Annotated in this window: 15 protein-coding genes; 11 read left to right on the top strand and 4 right to left on the bottom strand. The window is 32.4% G+C overall.

The features are described 5' to 3' along the window. Positions 1 to 109: 109 nt before the first annotated feature. Entirely contained in the window at positions 110 to 961 is an 852-nt protein-coding gene (locus DZ60_RS0101265; protein ID WP_025739794.1) for a hypothetical protein, read from the bottom strand. A 352-nt stretch (positions 962 to 1,313) separates the two neighbouring features. Here DZ60_RS0101265 and DZ60_RS0101260 point away from each other — a divergent pair, with 352 nt between their 5' ends. From DZ60_RS0101260 to DZ60_RS0101235, 6 genes are all read left to right on the top strand, one after another. Beyond that, positions 1,314 to 1,736, top strand: coding sequence for an ABA4-like family protein (locus DZ60_RS0101260; protein ID WP_025739793.1), 423 nt, complete (start codon positions 1,314 to 1,316; stop codon positions 1,734 to 1,736). Beyond that, positions 1,733 to 2,533, top strand: a complete 801-nt coding sequence (locus DZ60_RS0101255; protein WP_025739790.1) for a hypothetical protein — start codon at positions 1,733 to 1,735, stop codon at positions 2,531 to 2,533. The genes DZ60_RS0101260 and DZ60_RS0101255 overlap by 4 nt, the downstream gene beginning before the upstream one ends. A gap of 12 nt (positions 2,534 to 2,545) precedes the next feature. Further along, positions 2,546 to 3,592, top strand: a complete 1,047-nt coding sequence (locus DZ60_RS0101250; RefSeq protein ID WP_034228366.1) for a sensor histidine kinase — start codon at positions 2,546 to 2,548, stop codon at positions 3,590 to 3,592. An 11-nt stretch (positions 3,593 to 3,603) separates the two neighbouring features. Further along, complete coding sequence (locus DZ60_RS0101245) at positions 3,604 to 4,356, top strand: LytR/AlgR family response regulator transcription factor (protein ID WP_025739788.1); 753 nt, start codon at positions 3,604 to 3,606, stop codon at positions 4,354 to 4,356. A gap of 165 nt (positions 4,357 to 4,521) precedes the next feature. After that, a complete protein-coding gene (locus DZ60_RS0101240) occupies positions 4,522 to 6,507 on the top strand; it encodes an N-6 DNA methylase (protein WP_025739787.1) in 1,986 nt (661 codons plus the stop codon). A 68-nt stretch (positions 6,508 to 6,575) separates the two neighbouring features. Continuing rightward, a complete protein-coding gene (locus DZ60_RS0101235) occupies positions 6,576 to 7,256 on the top strand; it encodes a MamI family restriction endonuclease (protein ID WP_025739786.1) in 681 nt (226 codons plus the stop codon). Positions 7,257 to 7,463: 207 nt separating this feature from the next. Here DZ60_RS0101235 and DZ60_RS0101230 read toward each other — a convergent pair whose 3' ends face one another. After that, on the bottom strand, positions 7,464 to 8,852 hold the full coding sequence (locus tag DZ60_RS0101230) for a right-handed parallel beta-helix repeat-containing protein (protein ID WP_025739783.1): 1,389 nt from the start codon (positions 8,850 to 8,852) through the stop codon (positions 7,464 to 7,466). 409 nt (positions 8,853 to 9,261) lie between these two features. Here DZ60_RS0101230 and DZ60_RS0101225 point away from each other — a divergent pair, with 409 nt between their 5' ends. From DZ60_RS0101225 to DZ60_RS0101210, 4 genes are all read left to right on the top strand, one after another. Continuing rightward, positions 9,262 to 10,368 carry an MBL fold metallo-hydrolase gene (locus DZ60_RS0101225; protein WP_025739782.1) on the top strand — a complete coding sequence of 369 codons (1,107 nt, stop codon included), beginning with the start codon at positions 9,262 to 9,264 and terminating at the stop codon, positions 10,366 to 10,368. Positions 10,369 to 10,533: 165 nt separating this feature from the next. After that, positions 10,534 to 11,706: an alpha/beta hydrolase family protein gene (locus tag DZ60_RS0101220; protein ID WP_025739781.1), complete on the top strand. Its 1,173-nt coding sequence runs from the start codon at positions 10,534 to 10,536 to the stop codon at positions 11,704 to 11,706. A 148-nt stretch (positions 11,707 to 11,854) separates the two neighbouring features. Beyond that, the gene (locus DZ60_RS0101215) at positions 11,855 to 13,186 is read left to right on the top strand and encodes a DEAD/DEAH box helicase (RefSeq protein ID WP_025739779.1); all 1,332 of its coding nucleotides are present in this window, start codon (positions 11,855 to 11,857) and stop codon (positions 13,184 to 13,186) included. A 5-nt stretch (positions 13,187 to 13,191) separates the two neighbouring features. Further along, a complete protein-coding gene (locus tag DZ60_RS0101210) occupies positions 13,192 to 14,502 on the top strand; it encodes a DEAD/DEAH box helicase (RefSeq protein WP_025739777.1) in 1,311 nt (436 codons plus the stop codon). 104 nt (positions 14,503 to 14,606) lie between these two features. Here DZ60_RS0101210 and thiE read toward each other — a convergent pair whose 3' ends face one another. Further along, positions 14,607 to 15,251, bottom strand: a complete 645-nt coding sequence (gene thiE, locus DZ60_RS0101205) for a thiamine phosphate synthase (RefSeq protein ID WP_034228306.1) — start codon at positions 15,249 to 15,251, stop codon at positions 14,607 to 14,609. Positions 15,252 to 15,298: 47 nt separating this feature from the next. Next, positions 15,299 to 15,910, bottom strand: coding sequence for a DEAD/DEAH box helicase (locus tag DZ60_RS0101200; RefSeq protein WP_025739773.1), 612 nt, complete (start codon positions 15,908 to 15,910; stop codon positions 15,299 to 15,301). A gap of 337 nt (positions 15,911 to 16,247) precedes the next feature. On the opposite strand from DZ60_RS0101200, the gene DZ60_RS0101195 reads away from it, so the two are divergent. Then, on the top strand, positions 16,248 to 18,380 hold the full coding sequence (locus DZ60_RS0101195) for a discoidin domain-containing protein (protein WP_025739771.1): 2,133 nt from the start codon (positions 16,248 to 16,250) through the stop codon (positions 18,378 to 18,380). Positions 18,381 to 18,384 lie beyond the last annotated feature (4 nt).

The following is an 18,384-nucleotide window of genomic DNA, read 5'->3' as shown; positions in this document are numbered from 1 at the left end:
TCAATCAGGTAGTTATACATATGATTTATTGTTCTAAGATAACGCAATCATTATTGTTAGTAAAGGGGGATTCCTACTTGAAATGATTTATAAAATAAAGGGAAAAAAACTAATTTGGATCGGTATATTCTATCGTATAAAGAACAATACCTATTGCTGTTGTTTCTGATCCTATATATCTCCAGCCTATTGGTAAAGAGGCATTACCAACACGAGTTGTTGTTGTATCTCCTGTTCTTGGTACTCCAAGATATCGAATCAATTTCTGAGTAGAGGATGAATGATATAATATCCAGTTTGGAGGTACAGATGCAGTTGGATGAATTCCTACCATTCCTCTATGAAGTTTAAGCCCTAAATATCCAACTACGTTTTCACTACCACCTGTAGTATTGATAGAATATCGAACCCAATTTTGAGGAATAGTTTCGTTCGGACTATAAGATCGTATTCGAGCATATTCTGTAGAGGTATATGCTCTGTACTTTAAGTATCGCCATGGATTCCATTTACTGTTTACTGTATCCCATATATAGGCTAACTTGTAAGTTTCTTTACTATATATAGGTAGCGCCAAATTGATGCCGTTATTCCTTATAAATAAGTAATTAGAGTCCCTAAGCCATGTAGTAAATGTCTTATTGTATTGAGTGTTTCTAAGGTTCCATTCACTTACATTAAGGGTTAAAGTAGTTTCTCCATCCTGTGTGTATGTTCCTGATCGCCAAAACATTGTTTCTCCACCAGTGTTTTGCTCCCAATATTCTGTTGTAGGTAGACCCGAAGACTTACTGATTACACTAAGATTTGATGAAGATTCATTAGGATCTGCCTCAGGAAGAATCATTGAAGAACTTTCTCCTTCAACTACATTCAATTCTTCAAAAGTTTCATTTTCGCAAGAAGTTATACCCAAAAAAAGAATGGATACACATATCAATTTTGAAATTAGCTTTTTCATGTGATAGTTTTAAAAGTTATAATTATTTCCTCGATTAAGTGATTTCTCAAATAACCGTTTATTTAACGGTCACAAAATTAGAGAGATAAATGTTTTAGGAAAGCACTGTTAACCGCGAAATTGAAATCACTGAATGTTGTTAAGTGTTTTCCTACAAAAAAATGATCCCATTATCTTTTGTTCATTTTAGAAATTAGGAAATGCCAAAGTAGTTAAGAGGATACTATAAACCGATCAGGTAACATTTCAATAGGAAATAACGATGGTTGAACGATAAGCTTTTTCATTTTATTTATGAAGACTACATATTTGTATCATTAAAAAATTAAGTAACATACTAATAAAACACTTTATGACACCAACAGAAGTTTTTTCAATAGCAGGGATGATAGTTATGCCCATGTGGATTTTAATGATACTACTCCCAAAATGGAAGGTAACTCAATTTTTATCAGAATATAAAGTAATTCCAATCCTATTATCGTTAGTATATGTTATCTACATTATCAAAGCCATTATAATAGGAGGGCCCATGGATTTTGGTAGTCTAGCTTCGGTTATGCAATTGTTTACAGAGGAGCATGCAGTGCTTGCTGGCTGGATACATTATCTGGCCTTTGATCTTTTAATTGGTATCTGGATGCTGAATGAAAATAAAAAATTAAAGATACATCAACTCATTATGGCACCTTGTCTTTTTGCAACCTTTATGTTTGGTCCAGCGGGTTTTTTGTTATTCATACTTATTAGAACATTTAAACAAAAAAAATCATGAATAATTTGAGCCAAGTATTTAGTACCTTAAAAAACGAAAGTCCAAAATTGTATTGGATAGTAATGATTAATTTTATTGCGGCTATAGGATGCGTATTAGGTGTTTTTATAGATGATAGAACATTGATGGGGATTAATGTCTGGATTAAGCCTCTAAAGTTTTTGATATCTACGGGGATTTATATCGGAACCGTCGGGTTTTTGATAACTCTATATCCGTACTCAAGAAGAAAGAAAAATATAATTAACAATATTGTTTCCTGGACTCTATTGCTAGAAGTGGGTATTATCGTTTATCAAGGAGCACGAGGTGTACAGTCTCATTATAATATGTCTACACCAGGGGATGCGCTTCTCTATTTAATGATGGGGGTTTTGATTGCCATAAATGTATTAATTATGGCTTTGTTTATTATTGATACGATACGACTTAAATTAAAAGTGCCGAGACCTATTCAATGGTCGATACTCTTGGGTTGGTTACTTATATTTTTTGGTAGTTGGATAGGAGGGCAGATGATCAACCAACTAGCCCATAGTATAGGTACCGTTGATGGTGGGGCAGGATTACTTTTGGTTAACTGGAGCACAGTGGCAGGAGATCTTAGAGTTGCACATTTTTTTGGATTGCATGGGTTACAAATAATTCCGTTATTCGCATTGTGGCTTACCAATAAATGGAAAACCAATGATAAAAAGCTAATACTTTCGATACTTGTTTTTGGAGTACTCTATGCATCATGGATTGGCTTTACATTTTATCAAGCAAAACAAGGGATGCCATTAATTGAACTATAAGATTTGATGAATATGCTTATCAATAAAAAGAAACGTATACAATATTTGGGTTTTGATGATACGCTATTTATTGTGATCGGGGTTCTAGTACTAAGTTTTATTACAGACTATATTTTTAGTAATTCATTTGCAAGATACTCATTTGGGATTGCGGTTATAAATTGGAGTGTTTCTCTTTTCTTTTCTATTTGTGATTGGTTTATAATTAGGTGGATTATGATTTTTCTGAGAAAAAAGTATCCGAATTTTGAAGATAATGTAAAGCGTATTATACTATTTTTTATAGCAATCGTTGTTACGGTTATTGTTGTAGATTTTATTGGTGGTACACTATTGTCATGGATTTGGGGAGGTAATTATAATCCAATCGATAGATCCAAAATAATGGTGCCTATAATCGTTATAAGTACGATGACTATGGCAATTTATGAAGCGATTTACTATTATATACGACTCAAAAAATCAATTCGTGAAGAAGAGCAAGCAAAACAAGTAATAGTACAAGCACAATTAGATACTCTTCGTAATCAAGCACAACCTCATTTTTTATTCAATACATTAAATACCTTGAGGGATATAATTGATCAAAACTCAAAAGAAGATGCAAAAGAATTCGTGGACAAATTATCTGATGTATACCGTTTTATACTCGAATCTGGAAATGCTAACCTTACGACGCTTAGAAAAGAGTTAAAATTTGCAAAGGCCTATATTCATATCCAATCTGAACGATTTGGTGATAATCTAAAAGTGAACTGGAATATCACTGATAACGCCTTAGAGACTATGATTGTTCCTATGAGTCTTCAACTTTTACTAGAAAACGCCATAAAGCACAATGTGATTTCTAAAGCAAAGCCTTTGATGATAGGAGTAAGTGTTCAAGAAAATCACTTAATAGTAGAAAACAGGATTCAGCCAAAATCTACACAATTACCTTCTACCAAGGTAGGTTTACAAAATATTGAGAAGCGATATAGATTGATTTCTAATACCTCAATAGAGGTACGAAATGATAACCAGACTTTTATTGTTTCTATTCCTTTATTAATAGAATAATGTCAAAATATATGAATATATTGATTGTAGAAGATGAACCAAGGGCTGCAAACCAATTACAAAATATGCTTAAGTCCAGTAATATAGAGTATCATTTGTTAGATATCATTGATACTATTGAGGATTCGGTAAAATGGTTTAAGCAACATAATGCCCCAGATTTGGTATTTATGGATATTCAATTGGCTGATGGTTTGAGTTTTGAGATATTTCAAAAAGTGGCTATAGACATGCCAATTATTTTTACAACTGCTTTTGATCAATATGCAATACAGGCTTTTAAAGTAAATAGTATTGATTATCTCCTAAAACCAATTCAGCAAGAAGAGTTAGAAAATGCAATGCATAAGTTTTTTAAATCAAATAAATCATCCTCGATAGATTCGACAGTTTTAGAAAAACTGATGAATACGATGCAAGTCACAAATAAGCGAGAAGGTATATTGGTTAAGGAAGGAAGTAGTTTTGTACAGATTAAAGTGGTTGATTTACTCTATGTATATTCTGAAGAGAGCATTACATTTGGGGTCACTATGGGTAAACGATATATTATTGATGAGACAATGGATCAGTTGTTTGAATCTCTAGATACTCGACAATTTTTTAGAATAAATAGAGGACAAATTGTTTCAAAAATGTCTATAGAAAAAATAGACCCATACTTTAATCATCGCATTAAGTTATCTATATTAAAGTCTAAAAATCAAGAGTTTGTAGTTAGTAGGCAAAAGACAAGTGGTTTTAAAGAATGGCTTAATAAATAGTTGTTTTATAAAGTTAGAAATGCTCCTATTAGATAAACTTTTTTGAGGGGTAATTGGTCAATAAAAATTTTAGATGTGAATAACTATATGTTATTATTTACGAAGATGATTAAAAAAAAATCTATGTTTGTTTTTCAGATTATAATCTAAAAACTGATTCCCATCTTGACTACTTTAGAAAACTTCAATGATTCTCTGAATAAGATACGATTATCATTGCACAAATATGGAAAAATTAATGATGCCAACGCCAAACTGGATGAAGTTTCAAAATTATTAGCGATAAAACTTTTTGATCTTAAAAAAGACAAAAAGAGAATGCTACCCAAATTACTAAAGAACTATGAGTCTAAGAGTAAGGAGAGTTTTGTGACCGAATTACAGATATTGTTTCAGGACATTAGTAATGATATCATGTTTAAGGATTCGAACAAGAATTCTATTTTCGGAAACAACCCAAGACTAGAGATAGATACTGATGATTATGAGTTTGCATACTCTATAATTAAAATGCTAGATGTTTCACTTAATGATATAATGATCAAGGGAGAAGAATTTGATCTGATTAATGAAACTTTTGGGCATTTTATTCGAAGTAATTTTCGTAACAATATTGAAGATGCTCAATATATGACACCACAAGAAGTAGTTGATTTGGTGTGTAAAATAGCAGCTTCAAATTTTCCTGAAATTTCTAATAGTAAAGAATTTTTGGTCTGTGATCCTTGTTGCGGAGTAGGGTCATTCCTCACTACTTTCTATAGAAATAATAAAAAAGAACGAAAGATTAAGGTAATTGGTCAGGACAAAGTGCAACGGATGGTTCGTCTCTCAAAATTAAATATGGAGCTTTTTGACTCTAAGAACCATTTTATTAGTAAAGGAAATTCGTTGATAGAGGACTCAGATATTGATAAATTTAAAGGGAAAATTGATTTAATTATAACAAACCCTCCTTTTGGCGCTTCTTTTAATGGTAAAGAGTTACAGAGAGAAGAAAAAGAAAAATACCCGTTATTATTTGACACCTTTAGAAATAGTACAAATATTAATTCAGAAATTTTATTTATTGATAGATGCATAGGGTTACTTAAAGAAGGAGGAGAATTATTGGCAGTGGTTCCTGATAGTGTAATATCATCAAAAGGAATCGCCGAAACACTTCGTTTTAGAATCATGAGCGATCCAGATATTCATCTAAAATCTGTAATAGAATTACCAACAGTAACCTTTGCGCAGGCGGGTACAAGAACTAAAACAAGTATTCTTCACCTTAAAAAGACAAAACATAAAAGTACTGTAAAAAATAGAGGCGTGTTTATTGCAAAAAGTACAAGTTTAGGTTTTGAGGTAAGCATAAGGAAGGGGGCGACCGTCAAAATAAAAAAAGGGTACAACGATTTAATTGATATTTCTAAATCGTATACAACAGAATATAACGAGAAATTCGATTCAGAGCCCAAAATTATATCCGATTCGCCTTCTTGTGTTATTGTTAAGGAAGAAAATTTTAGTACTAATGCCTGGACACCTAGTCATTATGATGCTTCTATTTATAAAGCTATTCAAAGCCTTAAAAAAAAGAGTGATGTTGCACTTGTTCCTTTAAAGGATTTAGTAGAATTCGTAACTATTGATAGAAAAAAGGAAATTATAAAAGAAAATGCAAAGTGTATAAGCATTTTACATATTGTTAATGGTGATATACTAGATTATAAGGAGTTAATGAAGTACACTCCCAAATATCCCGGTGTTACATGTAAACCTGATGATTTGATTTTTTCTAAAATTAACCCAAGAATTCCCCGAGCATTAGTGGTACCTGATTTAAAAATACCACTGACATGTTCTAGTGAGTTTGAGATCATTAATTCTAAATGTGAGATTAATAACTATGGTATAAAAACTCTTTTAATGCTACCTCCGGTACAAACCCAAATAAACCATTTAACGTCTGGGACTTCTTCTTCTCATAATCGAATAAAAACCAAGGAATTGATGGAGGTATTGGTCCCTATACCTTCAAAAAAATCAAAAGAGTATTCGGTATTTATTGCCTTATTAGAAAAGTCAGAAAAAGAACATAAATCTATGAATAAACTCGCCGTAAATAGAGTTAAATTAATGGAAGCATTAAGTGAAGTTTTCTAAGCCTCGGTGGTCCAATTATTTTACTTATTTTTAAATAAAACATTGTAATGTATTAAAACCTGATTAATTTGGAGCTCAAAAACTTAGACAAAGATGATAGAGAAATTTTGACCAAAAAATTTGTCGAAGAAGTCATTCTTCCTCAATGGACACAACTAAGTTCATGGAACACACTAACAAGGCAAACTTCGCAATTAGATTTCGGATACCTTTCTCAACATTTAGTTTCTTTAATAACAGGGATACGCGGAAACAATCAAAGAGGTAAAGGGGATGATTTAGAAGATGGTTCAGAAGTAAAATCAGCAAGTTGTGTGGACGCTGACGATACTCCAAGATGGAATAACGTTAATTGTGGGAAAGAAACAGTTTCTGATATTAAAGAAATGATGGATAACACACCATTCTTATTTTTTGTTCTTTTGGATACTACGATACGAGGAGGGAGTATTTTGAGATGTAGGGTATGGGTGGTAAGACCCGCCGTAGACGAGCATTTTAGAAATGTAATGATCGGGTGGGCGACAAAGAGAGAACGACGTGAAATAAAGAGTGGAAATCTACAATTGCATCCGCCTAGATGGGAAAAAGCCCAAGCAAATATCACTACGAATACATCAGGGAACTTAAAATTGCCCATGATGTATGAATCTCAGCAAATGAATTTACCAGATATTTTGGTCATGAAAACTATCAAATTTGATGAAGAACTAATGACCAATGGTCTTTCAGAATCTGTTCACAGGTAATTAATGAGTTTTTTGATTGTTTTTACGGTGCTTGGGCAGAATAATTAAGTGTAGTACAAATGAATCGGGATTCTATAATGCCATAATTATACGTTATAGAATCCTATTTAAAAATAAGATACACACTATTCTTCTTTTTCGATACTACCTTTTGACTCTGTTTAATAGAATCGAATATAAAGATTAACCAAAAATTAGAAATATCTACTACCAACCATCAATTACACATTGTAGAGAGTAAGGAGTTGTTTCTGATAGAGGGATCTCTTCTAGAGCGTCTTCTAAGTAATTACCACTAGCAAACCCTGTAACATCATTAAAACGATATGACCAACAAAAACGTAAGTTAGGATGGTCAGGGGAGTAAGTAACAAGGTTGTCTATTAATATAGCATTTTCGAATTCTGTAAATGATAAAAAGTACCCATAAAACTTGTTTCGACGTACATCGGCATCAGAACTATCATACATATACATACCACAATTGTTACAAACATTATCGTGGACATAGGTAGCACGGTTATGTCCTTTGTCACCTCCATTTGAGTATTGAATATATCCTAATCGTCCATTCACAGATCCCGAATCCATACTAATTGTATTTCGGGCTATAATATTGTGAGTGGTGTGCCAAGTAACGAGCGGGCCATCTACATAGGTGTTACCATCTCCTTGCTCCATTGTGTTATCAAGAATATACACATTTTCACCACTGGTATTCACAATATCTCCGCCTGTATTATGATGAAAATAATTATCCTGAATTACTATGTCTTCATCGACGCGTCCAGGTCCCTCGATATCAACACCAAATTGAGGAGGTGTTCCTTCGATATGATGTATTTCATTACTAGTTATTTTAACCCTAATACCACCCACAATAGAAATACCTTGACGTCTATTATTATAAATAGTATTATTAGTAAATGTAACATCGTTAGAATCTAGTATCAAAGAGCCATCCCCAGTTACATTATAAATCTCCATATTTTCTATTAGGGCCTGATTAGTATCCCATACACAAATACCATGTCCTTCATCATGCGCTGTTTTACCATCACTATCGCGGGGGGTAAAAATATGCGTGTCTCGATCTCCTTTGATGGTACCATCTCTGATTATTATATTTTCACCATTAAGACGTAGAATGCAGTAATTCCATTTATTATTAGTTTCTATAGACAACACTGCACCTTCACTAAATATAAACTCAGTATTACTGTAAATATCAATACCACCATGATATATGTCACTAGAATCTTGACCCACTAAATATTCTCCATCTGGTAATGTTACCTGTGTATAGCCTTCATCGCGGGCCCAATCAATGGCTGCTTGCAGATTTGTTGTCGTTTTGAGAGCTTCGGTACCATTATTAGGAATATCCCATTGTTCTAGATCAATTGTATAGGAGGAATTATTTGCTATAGAAGGAGCTGCAACATCAAAAAGTAATTTTGGTAATCCATTTGTATCCAATTCCTCGGCATCTGCGCCATACTGCGAAGTATTTCCATCAAAATCAGAATCTTCTGTGCTACATCCTGTTATCATAATAAGTACAGAAAATACTATGTAATATGAAGCTTTTTTCATTGGGGAGTTTTTTAAATCAAGTTTATGTCAAATTATAAGAAGGTTTCATAATAAATTTACAAAAAATATTTATCAATATCTCTTCAAATATTTGAGAATTCGATCAATTTTAAACTAGTTCATTTATTCGATTTTGAAAATTATGTGTAAAAAATAATATTTTTCATTATCGATTTTCAATAATAGATAGGTGATTGATTTATATTATACTCAGGTTTTGAATACAAAATTTGACAATGCATTATAACATATAACGAATAATCACACTACTCATTGTAGGGTGTTTGGTTTGATTAAAGTCAATACTTTGTTAAAAAATTAAAGAAAAAACCAGATAGTCTTTCAAAATATGGATATTTAAAATTAATAATTTATAGTTGTGAAATTACTTTTTAACTCCTTGAAACGAATGTTAATATTCTTTGTACTTCTTATTGTCGTATTGATCGTCTTATATTTCTTATTTGTCAAATTTTATCCAAGTTTTGGAGGGGATATGTCTGAAAAATCATTACAACAATATGCTACTTCTGAGAATTATAAAGAGGGAAGGTTCGTTAATAAACAAGATGTTCCCAAGGACTTGGGGTTTAGTGAAATGATGGGCTTAGCTTATACCTTTTTTACAACTAAAGTACCCAAAGGCAGGCCAAAAGATGATTTGCAGGTTCAGAAAGTTGATTCTACAAAAGTTGCGGATTATAATGGAGATGCAAGATTGATCTGGTATGGGCATTCGGCATTTTTATTACAGATAGAAAATAAAAATATATTACTGGATCCTATGTTTGGAAAAGTGGCAGCACCGCATCCATGGTTAGGCGAGAATCGATTTAATAAAGAAATGCCACTAACAATCAATAAATTACCACAAATTGATGCAGTAATTATTTCTCACGATCACTATGATCATTTAGATTATGAATCGATTATAAAACTAAAGGAAAAAGTAAAACGTTATTTTGTCCCTCTCGGTGTTGGGATACATTTAGAGGCTTGGGGTATTGATAAGAACCAAATTGTAGAACTAGATTGGTGGCAAGAAACATTGTTCGACGATCTAAAATTAGTTTGTACTCCTGCGCAACATTTTTCTGGTAGAAAAATTGGTAAAAACCAAACTACTTTGTGGAGTTCATGGGTTATTCAGTCACAGTTCGAAAATATCTTTTTCAGCGGTGATGGTGGTTATGGAAAACATTTTTCAGAAATAGGTGCAAAATATGGTCCTTTTGATATTGGGTTAATGGAGTGTGGACAGTATAATGAGAAATGGGCCGATATTCATTGTATGCCAGAAGAAACTGCACAAGCTGGTGTTGATGTACAAGCCAAAAAAATAATGCCTATTCATTGGGCAGGTTTTAAGTTAGCTCTACATAGTTGGACAGACCCTATTATTAGAGTACGAAAAAAGTCAAATGAACTCAACTTGCCTATGATCGCTCCTAAAATAGGTCAACCCGTTATCGTAAAAGATAGCACAACAGTATATCAAGATTGGTGGGATTTGTAACTAGTTTAGTTTTTATAGGTCTATTGTTGGCGTAGTGAGGTTATGTAAGAAAATTTTAAATCGAATATGTATGGTATGGAGTATATAATTCTAAAAATTAATAGCTTCATTAATATAGATATGTAAGACTTCAATAAAATAACTAATTACTAAAAAAATGTAGCCATGCAAATTTTTCTAAAATTCTTAGGTTTCTTTACTTTATATATTATAGTTTGTTGCACAAATACTACAGATGATTCTGAAAACCCTTCGGATACTAGTGCATTAGTTTCTTCGACATTAGTTACAGAATTAAGTATTGACGATATTAATAATAGAGCGGGTGGTGCAATAAATACTACCGCAAGTAATGAAGTAGATGTTTACAAAATAATATATAAAACAGTTAATGTAGATGGTGACTTAATTAATGTTTCAGGCCTTGTTCTAGTACCTGAACTTAATGAGGAAATACCTCTTTTATCCTATCAGCATGGTACTATTACTAATAGCAGCCAAGCTCCTTCTTTTTTTAGTAATACATCTGTAGCAAGTCGAGAAGGAGCTATGATTGCCTCTAATGGATACGCAGTTATTATGCCCGATTATATAGGGTATGGCGAATCTTCTGATCAGTTACACCCCTATGAGCATGCAGCGACATTAGCAAGCACGTCGTATGATATGATTGTTGCTGCTAAGGAGTTTTTTGAAGAAAAGAATATTACTATTTCTAATCAATTATTCTTAACCGGTTATTCTGAGGGAGGAGGAGCTACCATGGCATTACATAAGTATATCGAGAAAAATTCGGATTGGGTAGTAACCATGAGTGCACCAGCATCAGGAGCTTACAATAAAACGGCTTTTTCCTTAGATGTAATTAATAGGGATGAAAACTTGTCTTTTTTGTCTTTTTATATCTGGGTATTGGATACATATAATCGCATATATGAGATTAATAGACCTTGGGAGGATATTGTTATTGCCGATCAAGCAGCTCTTTTAAATTCAATAAGTGATCCTATGCTATTCCCTGCAACTGCAATAAACACAAATCCTTCTCAATTATTTACAACATCGTTTATCAACAATTTTTCTAACGAAAGTGATACTGAGTTTACTGAGGCTTTTATAGATAACAATCTTTTTGATTGGACCCCACAATATCCTATAACCTTGTATTATGGTACAGCTGATGATTTTGTAATTCCGTTGAACTCAATCAGTGCATTTGATGCTATAGAAGCTAATGGAGGTACTATATCCAGAGTAATTTATGATGGTGAGAATCATTTTACAACCTTTGATTTATATATAAATGATGTATTTAACTTATTTGAGTCTTTTAGGTAAATGATCTATTGATATAACCAATGCTTGATTTAATCTTTCATGGCTTGCGATAAAAACTTTTTTTCTGAATTAACGGATAATAAAATTAATATGGGTCATGGGATCCTTTCAAGTAAAACTGTAGTTATCTTTGTCCAAAAATATTTTTATGTCAAAGCAATTTTCTGTTTTAGGAATTAATGAAGAACTACAGCAAAACTTAAAAGCTCTAGATATTTCTGTCCCTACAGATATTCAAGAAAAAGTAATACCTCTAATATTAAATAAAAAAGAGGATGTAGTTGCCTTAGCAAAAACAGGAACTGGTAAGACTGCTGCTTTTGGACTACCCTTATTACAATTAGTTGATACAGAAAACACTGAAATTCAGGCGGTAATATTAGCACCAACAAGAGAGTTAGGACAACAGATTTATACTAATTTGATGTCTTTTTCTGCAAATATTCCTAAAATATCTATTGCTTGTATATGCGGAGGAACTCCTATAAAACCTCAAATAGAACGCTTAACGAATGATACACATATTGTCGTTGCAACTCCAGGGCGTTTGGCTGATTTAATAAAACGAGGAGCCATTAATATTAAAAATATTTCGTATTTCATTCTTGATGAAGCTGATGAAATGGTGACTGCGCTAAAAGAAGGTTTGGATCGTATTATAAAAGAACTTCCTAAATCCAGAAGAACGCTATTATTTACAGCAACCATGCCTGGTACAATCAAGCAATTGGTTCAAAACTATATGTCTAAGCATGTAGTGCATATTGAAGTAGATATGACAACTATAGGCCATCAAGGTATAGATCATCAATACGTAGTTGTAAAGCCTATAGAAAAATTAGATGTATTGCTTCATTTTTTGAATTCTAAAAAAGGAGAAAGAGGTATTATTTTTTGTAAAACGAAAGCTGCAGTTAATAAACTATCCAAGAACTTAGCTATCAATAAATTTTCTTCAGGTGCAATACATGGTAGTTATACACAAGGTATTCGGGATCGTACTATGGGGCAGTTTAGAGACGGATCTATAGAAATTTTGGTAGCGACAGACCTAGCTGCGCGTGGTATCGATGTAAAAGAAATTTCGTATGTCGTACATTATCATTTGCCTGATACTTATGATGCATACGTACATAGAAGTGGGCGCACAGCAAGGGCAGGAGCAAAAGGATTGTCTTTGACGATCATTCAAGATGAAGAGTTAGAAGATATCCCAGATTTTGAAGAAGAATTGGGGATTGTTTTTAAAGAATTAAAAAAAGTAGACGCTCAAAGTATTGAGGAAAATAAAGGTGTATTGTGGGCTAGAAAAATATTTAAAACAAAGCCGAATAAAGATATATCCGAACGTTTTAAAACAGAAGTGAAAACAATATTTCATCATTTGACCAAAGATGAATTAATAGAGAAATTATTGTCGAATTATGTGGCCCAAAATACATCTATATCAACAAAACCAGAACCCTCGAAGAAGAAATAACGTGTATGGCAAATAACCTTAAATCGCAACAGGAGATTTTATCAAAATTAAATATCCAAGCGCTTAACCCTATGCAGGAGGAAGCCATGTTGGCTATATCTTCTGTAGCAAATACGGTGTTACTATCTCCTACGGGAACGGGTAAAACGGTAGCTTTTTTATTACCAACTTTACAGCATCTAAGTTCAGAAAGTGAACATATACAATTACTTATTTTAGTACCATCCCGCGAGTTGGCTATTCAAATAGAGCAAGTAGTTCGTCAAATGGCAACTGGATATAAAGTAAATACAGTATATGGTGGTAGGCCTTTTTCTAAAGATAAAATAGAACTTACGCATCCGCCAGCAATACTTATTGGTACTCCTGGTCGTGTGGCAGATCACCTAAGAAGAGAAACGTTTTTGGTAGAGGGGATAAAAACCTTGGTGTTGGATGAATTTGATAAATCCTTAGAAATTGGTTTTGAGAAAGAAATGAGTGAGATATTATCAAATCTTACATATCTAGAAAAACGTATTTTGACCTCGGCTACTCAGGATATAGAGATCCCTGATTTTGTGGGTTTAGAAAAGGAACTTGTTATAAATTACTTAGATACAAAAACTTCTAATTTAGAAGTTAAAAAAGTTCTTTCTCAGGATAAAAATAAATTACAAACGTTATTAGATTTACTATACCATATTGGTAATAAACCTGGAATTATATTCTGTAATTTTAAAGATACGATTCAATTTGTTAGTGATTTTTTAAAAGAGAATGAAATTGCCCATGGTTGTTTTCATGGGGGAATGGAGCAAAGAGATAGAGAGCGTGCCCTTATTAAATTCAGGAATGGGACACATCAAATTATTGTTTCTACAGACTTGGCTGCAAGGGGTTTAGATATTCCGGAGTTGAATTATATAATCCACTTTCAGTTACCACTAAAAGCCGAAGAATTTACTCATAGAAATGGTAGAACTGCAAGAATGAATGCACAAGGAACAGCTTATGTACTTCAATGGACAGATGAATATTTGCCCGAATTTATAGAGACTTCTGAAATCGTAACATTACAGAGCAAATCAACTCAAATTACCCCAGAATGGGCTACATTATTTATCTCTGGAGGAAGAAAAGATAAAATTTCTAAGGGAGATATTGCTGGTTTGTTTTTTAAACAAGGTGGATTAGAAAAACATGAACTAGGAATTATTGAATTAAAACAAGATTGTGCTTTTGTAGCTGTACCAAAAGAAAAAGCTTCATTCCTAATAAAAAAGACAAATAATACTCGATTAAAAAAGAAGAAAGTACGTATCACAGTTATATAATGCGTTAACTATTATATTAGAGAATACAGAGAGCTGATGGGGGGCTATAAATACCTTTTTTGTATAACTATTATAGAGTAACGCTTACAAATGCATAAAAGGTATCACTTAAACGTATAGCGTTGTTCTTCTGTCGAGGATGCTTTTAAGAGTTGGTTAAAAGTTCTAATAGTATTAAAATTACGAGTAATTTCTCCTGATACAGCAATTCCTGAAATACCCGTTTCTAGTATACCTTTAACATCTTCAGTAGTTATACCACCAATACCAATAATTGGTGTTTTAGTTGTTAGTACATCTATAATTTCTGCATACCCGTTTATTCCTAAAATTGGACTTAAATTAGTCTTAGTGATTGTGTGTCGAAAAGGCCCTAAGCCGATGTAATCAACTTCTTGATTAATAAGTTTTTGGCAGTCTATTAAAGTATTGGCGGTTCCACCAATTATTTGCCAGGGATATAAATGTTTTCTGGCAATAGTAGGGCAGGAGTCGGTTTTTCCTAAATGAACACCATCCGCTTTAATCTCTTTTGCAATTTTATAATAATCATTAATAATTAACCGAGTCTGAAAATGAGAAGTAATCTCTTTAACCTCTTTGGCGGTTTTTAGAACTTTTTTTTCTGAAACATTTTTTAAACGTAATTGCACTAACTCAGCACCAGAGGTACATGCCTTTTGGATATTTTCTATATGCTCTTTAGGAGAGTTTCCTTGGGATATATAGTGTAGTTTGGGTATCATCATTTTTTAGTTGTTATTATGAAGTAATCATAAATCATCGAAACGATTTCTTAACCAGTGACTGTTTTAGAATGCTCCATAAAATAAGACTCAAAGCGTTTTAGTTTCGGATGCATTTTTTCTGAATACATCACGTATTGACATTTTTTAATACTTTGTGTAATCGATAAAAGTGCGGTATATGCCAAATTCTGAATTAAAAATTCAGCATCATCTATACTAAAAATCTTTAATTGAGAGACACTTACTCCGTTTAATAGGAATAACTTGTTCATTGACTTGGGCGTAGAAATTAGAATGTCGATACCTTCAAAAATTTCTGATTTCTGTATATCTATATGAAGTTGTTCATAACCAACATATACACGTAATGAATTACGTTTAGTATATTCCATAAATTCATCGTATAAGGCTAATGCTTTTTCCTTATTTTCAACTAAAACCACGGCTCTAGGAGCATTTCCAACAGCTTCACATTTTAGTTTTTGCAGTGTGGTAAGTATAAGAGTGGTTGTTTTTCCGCTTTCTTTAGGAGCGGTGCAAAATACATTAGTTCCACTTTTTATTACAGGAATGCTCTTCTTTTGAAAAGAAGTAGGTGTTGCTATTTCTAGATATTCTAACTTGTCTTGAATATTAGGATGTAATTTTTTAAAAGGCATAGGGATGTAAAGAAATGACTGCTTAATTTGCTAAGCATAATAATTAAAACAAATATACTACCTAGAAACTAAATAATTCGAGCGAGGTATCTCAATGTTTTTATTTTTTAGTCTTAACAAATTCAATAATTAAATATATCAGAACTTAGAAACAAAAAATATTTCAATAAAAAATATGTGGATGAAATAATTAACTTCTCTTAAAGAAAGAAATAACTTTTATAAATATGTGTTCTAATTTAATTTACTAATTTTTGAAAATATTTTTGAATTATTATAATAAGCATTAGAATCATGCTTACAAAAGTATATATGGCCCAGAACAAACAGAGAAAAAATGACACTAAGTTTTTCTATAAGAGTAACAATATTCTGTTTACTAATATTTTTTATACAAAATGTTAACGCAGGTGATATCTATGCAAATAGCTCATCATACAATGATGTATTAACAGCAGTAAACGCAGCTTCTTCGGGAGATAAAATATTTATTCCATCAGGAATTAGTGACTGGGGTATCAATACGCTTACTGTACCCGGAGGAATAAGTCTAATAGGTAGTGGCAGTGCCAATACAATCATAAGGCGTAATCAATTAACCTCTAATTACCTCATATCTTTTGATGGGTCTAATGGATTACCCAATGAATTACATGATATTGGATTTGAAGGTTTTTTTGTTTCCAATCCGAGTACATCACAATTAGAGACTAAAAATTATACAAATGGAGTTGGCTTTTTTAATGGTTGTATAGACTTTATAGTATCGGGGTGCAAATTTTCTAAATTTGCCAATGCTGCCATAACAGTAGGATATACAGAAAGACAGAAAGGTGTAATATTCTCTAATGAATTTATTAATAATTTCTATTCTTCTATCGCAAACTACGGATATGGCATAGTGGTTTATGGAGGTAGTACATGGCCAGAATTAGAATTAGGAACCGATAATGCAGTATATATAGAAGATAATCTCTTTTCGGGAAATCGTCACCATATTGCTTCTAACGGAGGTTCTAGATATGTATTTAGATATAACCAAGTCACACATACTGATGATACCAAAAATTATGCTATGACAGATGCTCATGGTAAATCATCTTTACCTGCTGGATCTCGTAGTTATGAAATATACAATAACACATACATGTCGCAAACCGGTGATAATCTTGTATATGCCGCTATTGGTATAAGAGGAGGAGATGGAGTGATTTTTGATAATGCAATTGATAGTAAAATTATACGCACAATAGCTTTATCTGCGCAAGGATTCCCATGTGGTACATATCCTGGAACGAATCAAACTAGATCTCTTTATATATGGAATAATACTAATAATGATGACTTGTACCCATGGGCAAATATGACTAATGGTATTGTAAATGCATGTAGTTCTTCTTTAGAAGAAAATCGAGATTACTTTTTAGAGATACCTGCTGATTATCGCCCGTATCGATATCCACATCCTAGACGTAATGTTGCATTAAGAAAGCCCACAACATCTTCTAGTAATGATAGCAATCATCCCAGTTCATTTGTAGTAGATGGTAATATCTCTAAAGAAAGATGGTGGGGTGCAAACCCTCATACAATTACTGATCAATGGTGGCAAGTAGACCTACTGGATGTATACAACTTAAATGAAATTGTAATTATTCCTTATTACGATGGTATCAGATATTATAATTATACCATACAAACATCGTTGGATGGCATACATTGGACCACAATAATTAATAAAAATGACGAATCACTATCTGTTAGAATAGGTGATATATATGCTGATTTAAACAATATTAATACTAGGTTTCTTAAAGTAAATATGACTTATAATTCGCTGAACCCAGCAGTACATCTCATAGAGTTAAAAGCGTATGGGACGCCTTCTTATAATTGGGGAGAAACCAATATCGCGAGTATAAACCAATCAATAACAAGCTCAAAAAAAAATGATGAGCAACTTGATACAACTACTAAATCCGCTTATTTACAATTAAGCAACTATATAGAAAATCACCCCATTGAAGAAGAATGTCGGATAGCGTCAAAAAATAGCCATGACCGAACTACAATACCTGTGACCAAAGACTGCCATAGACACATTAATAATATACATGGATCTTTAAATAACTCGGATAAGGTAATTTTGGAAGGAAATAAAATTGTCTTGCCCAATAAAATAGGGGACTCACTTTATTCAAATACTAGTACTAGTGATTTACATATATATCCTAATCCCGTTATAAAAGGGAATGATATCATAATTGATGTAGCAGCATGTGGTTCTAATGGTAATGATGCTTTTGTAAGAATCACAGACGTAAATGGGAAAACAGTATTTAAAAAATCATTTGAATTAACCAATACCAATCAATTTATAGAATTAAATACAAATTCTTTGTCTACAGGAATTAACTTTTTATATGTAACAATGGGAAAGAAGAAAATTAAGAAAATAATCGTTCATTAGAGAA

Origin of the sequence: Aquimarina pacifica (genome assembly GCF_000520955.1) — a bacterium.
GTDB lineage: Bacteria > Bacteroidota > Bacteroidia > Flavobacteriales > Flavobacteriaceae > Aquimarina > Aquimarina pacifica.
Note: the sequence above shows the minus strand (reverse complement) of the source record. Positions and strands in the feature narration are given on the sequence as shown.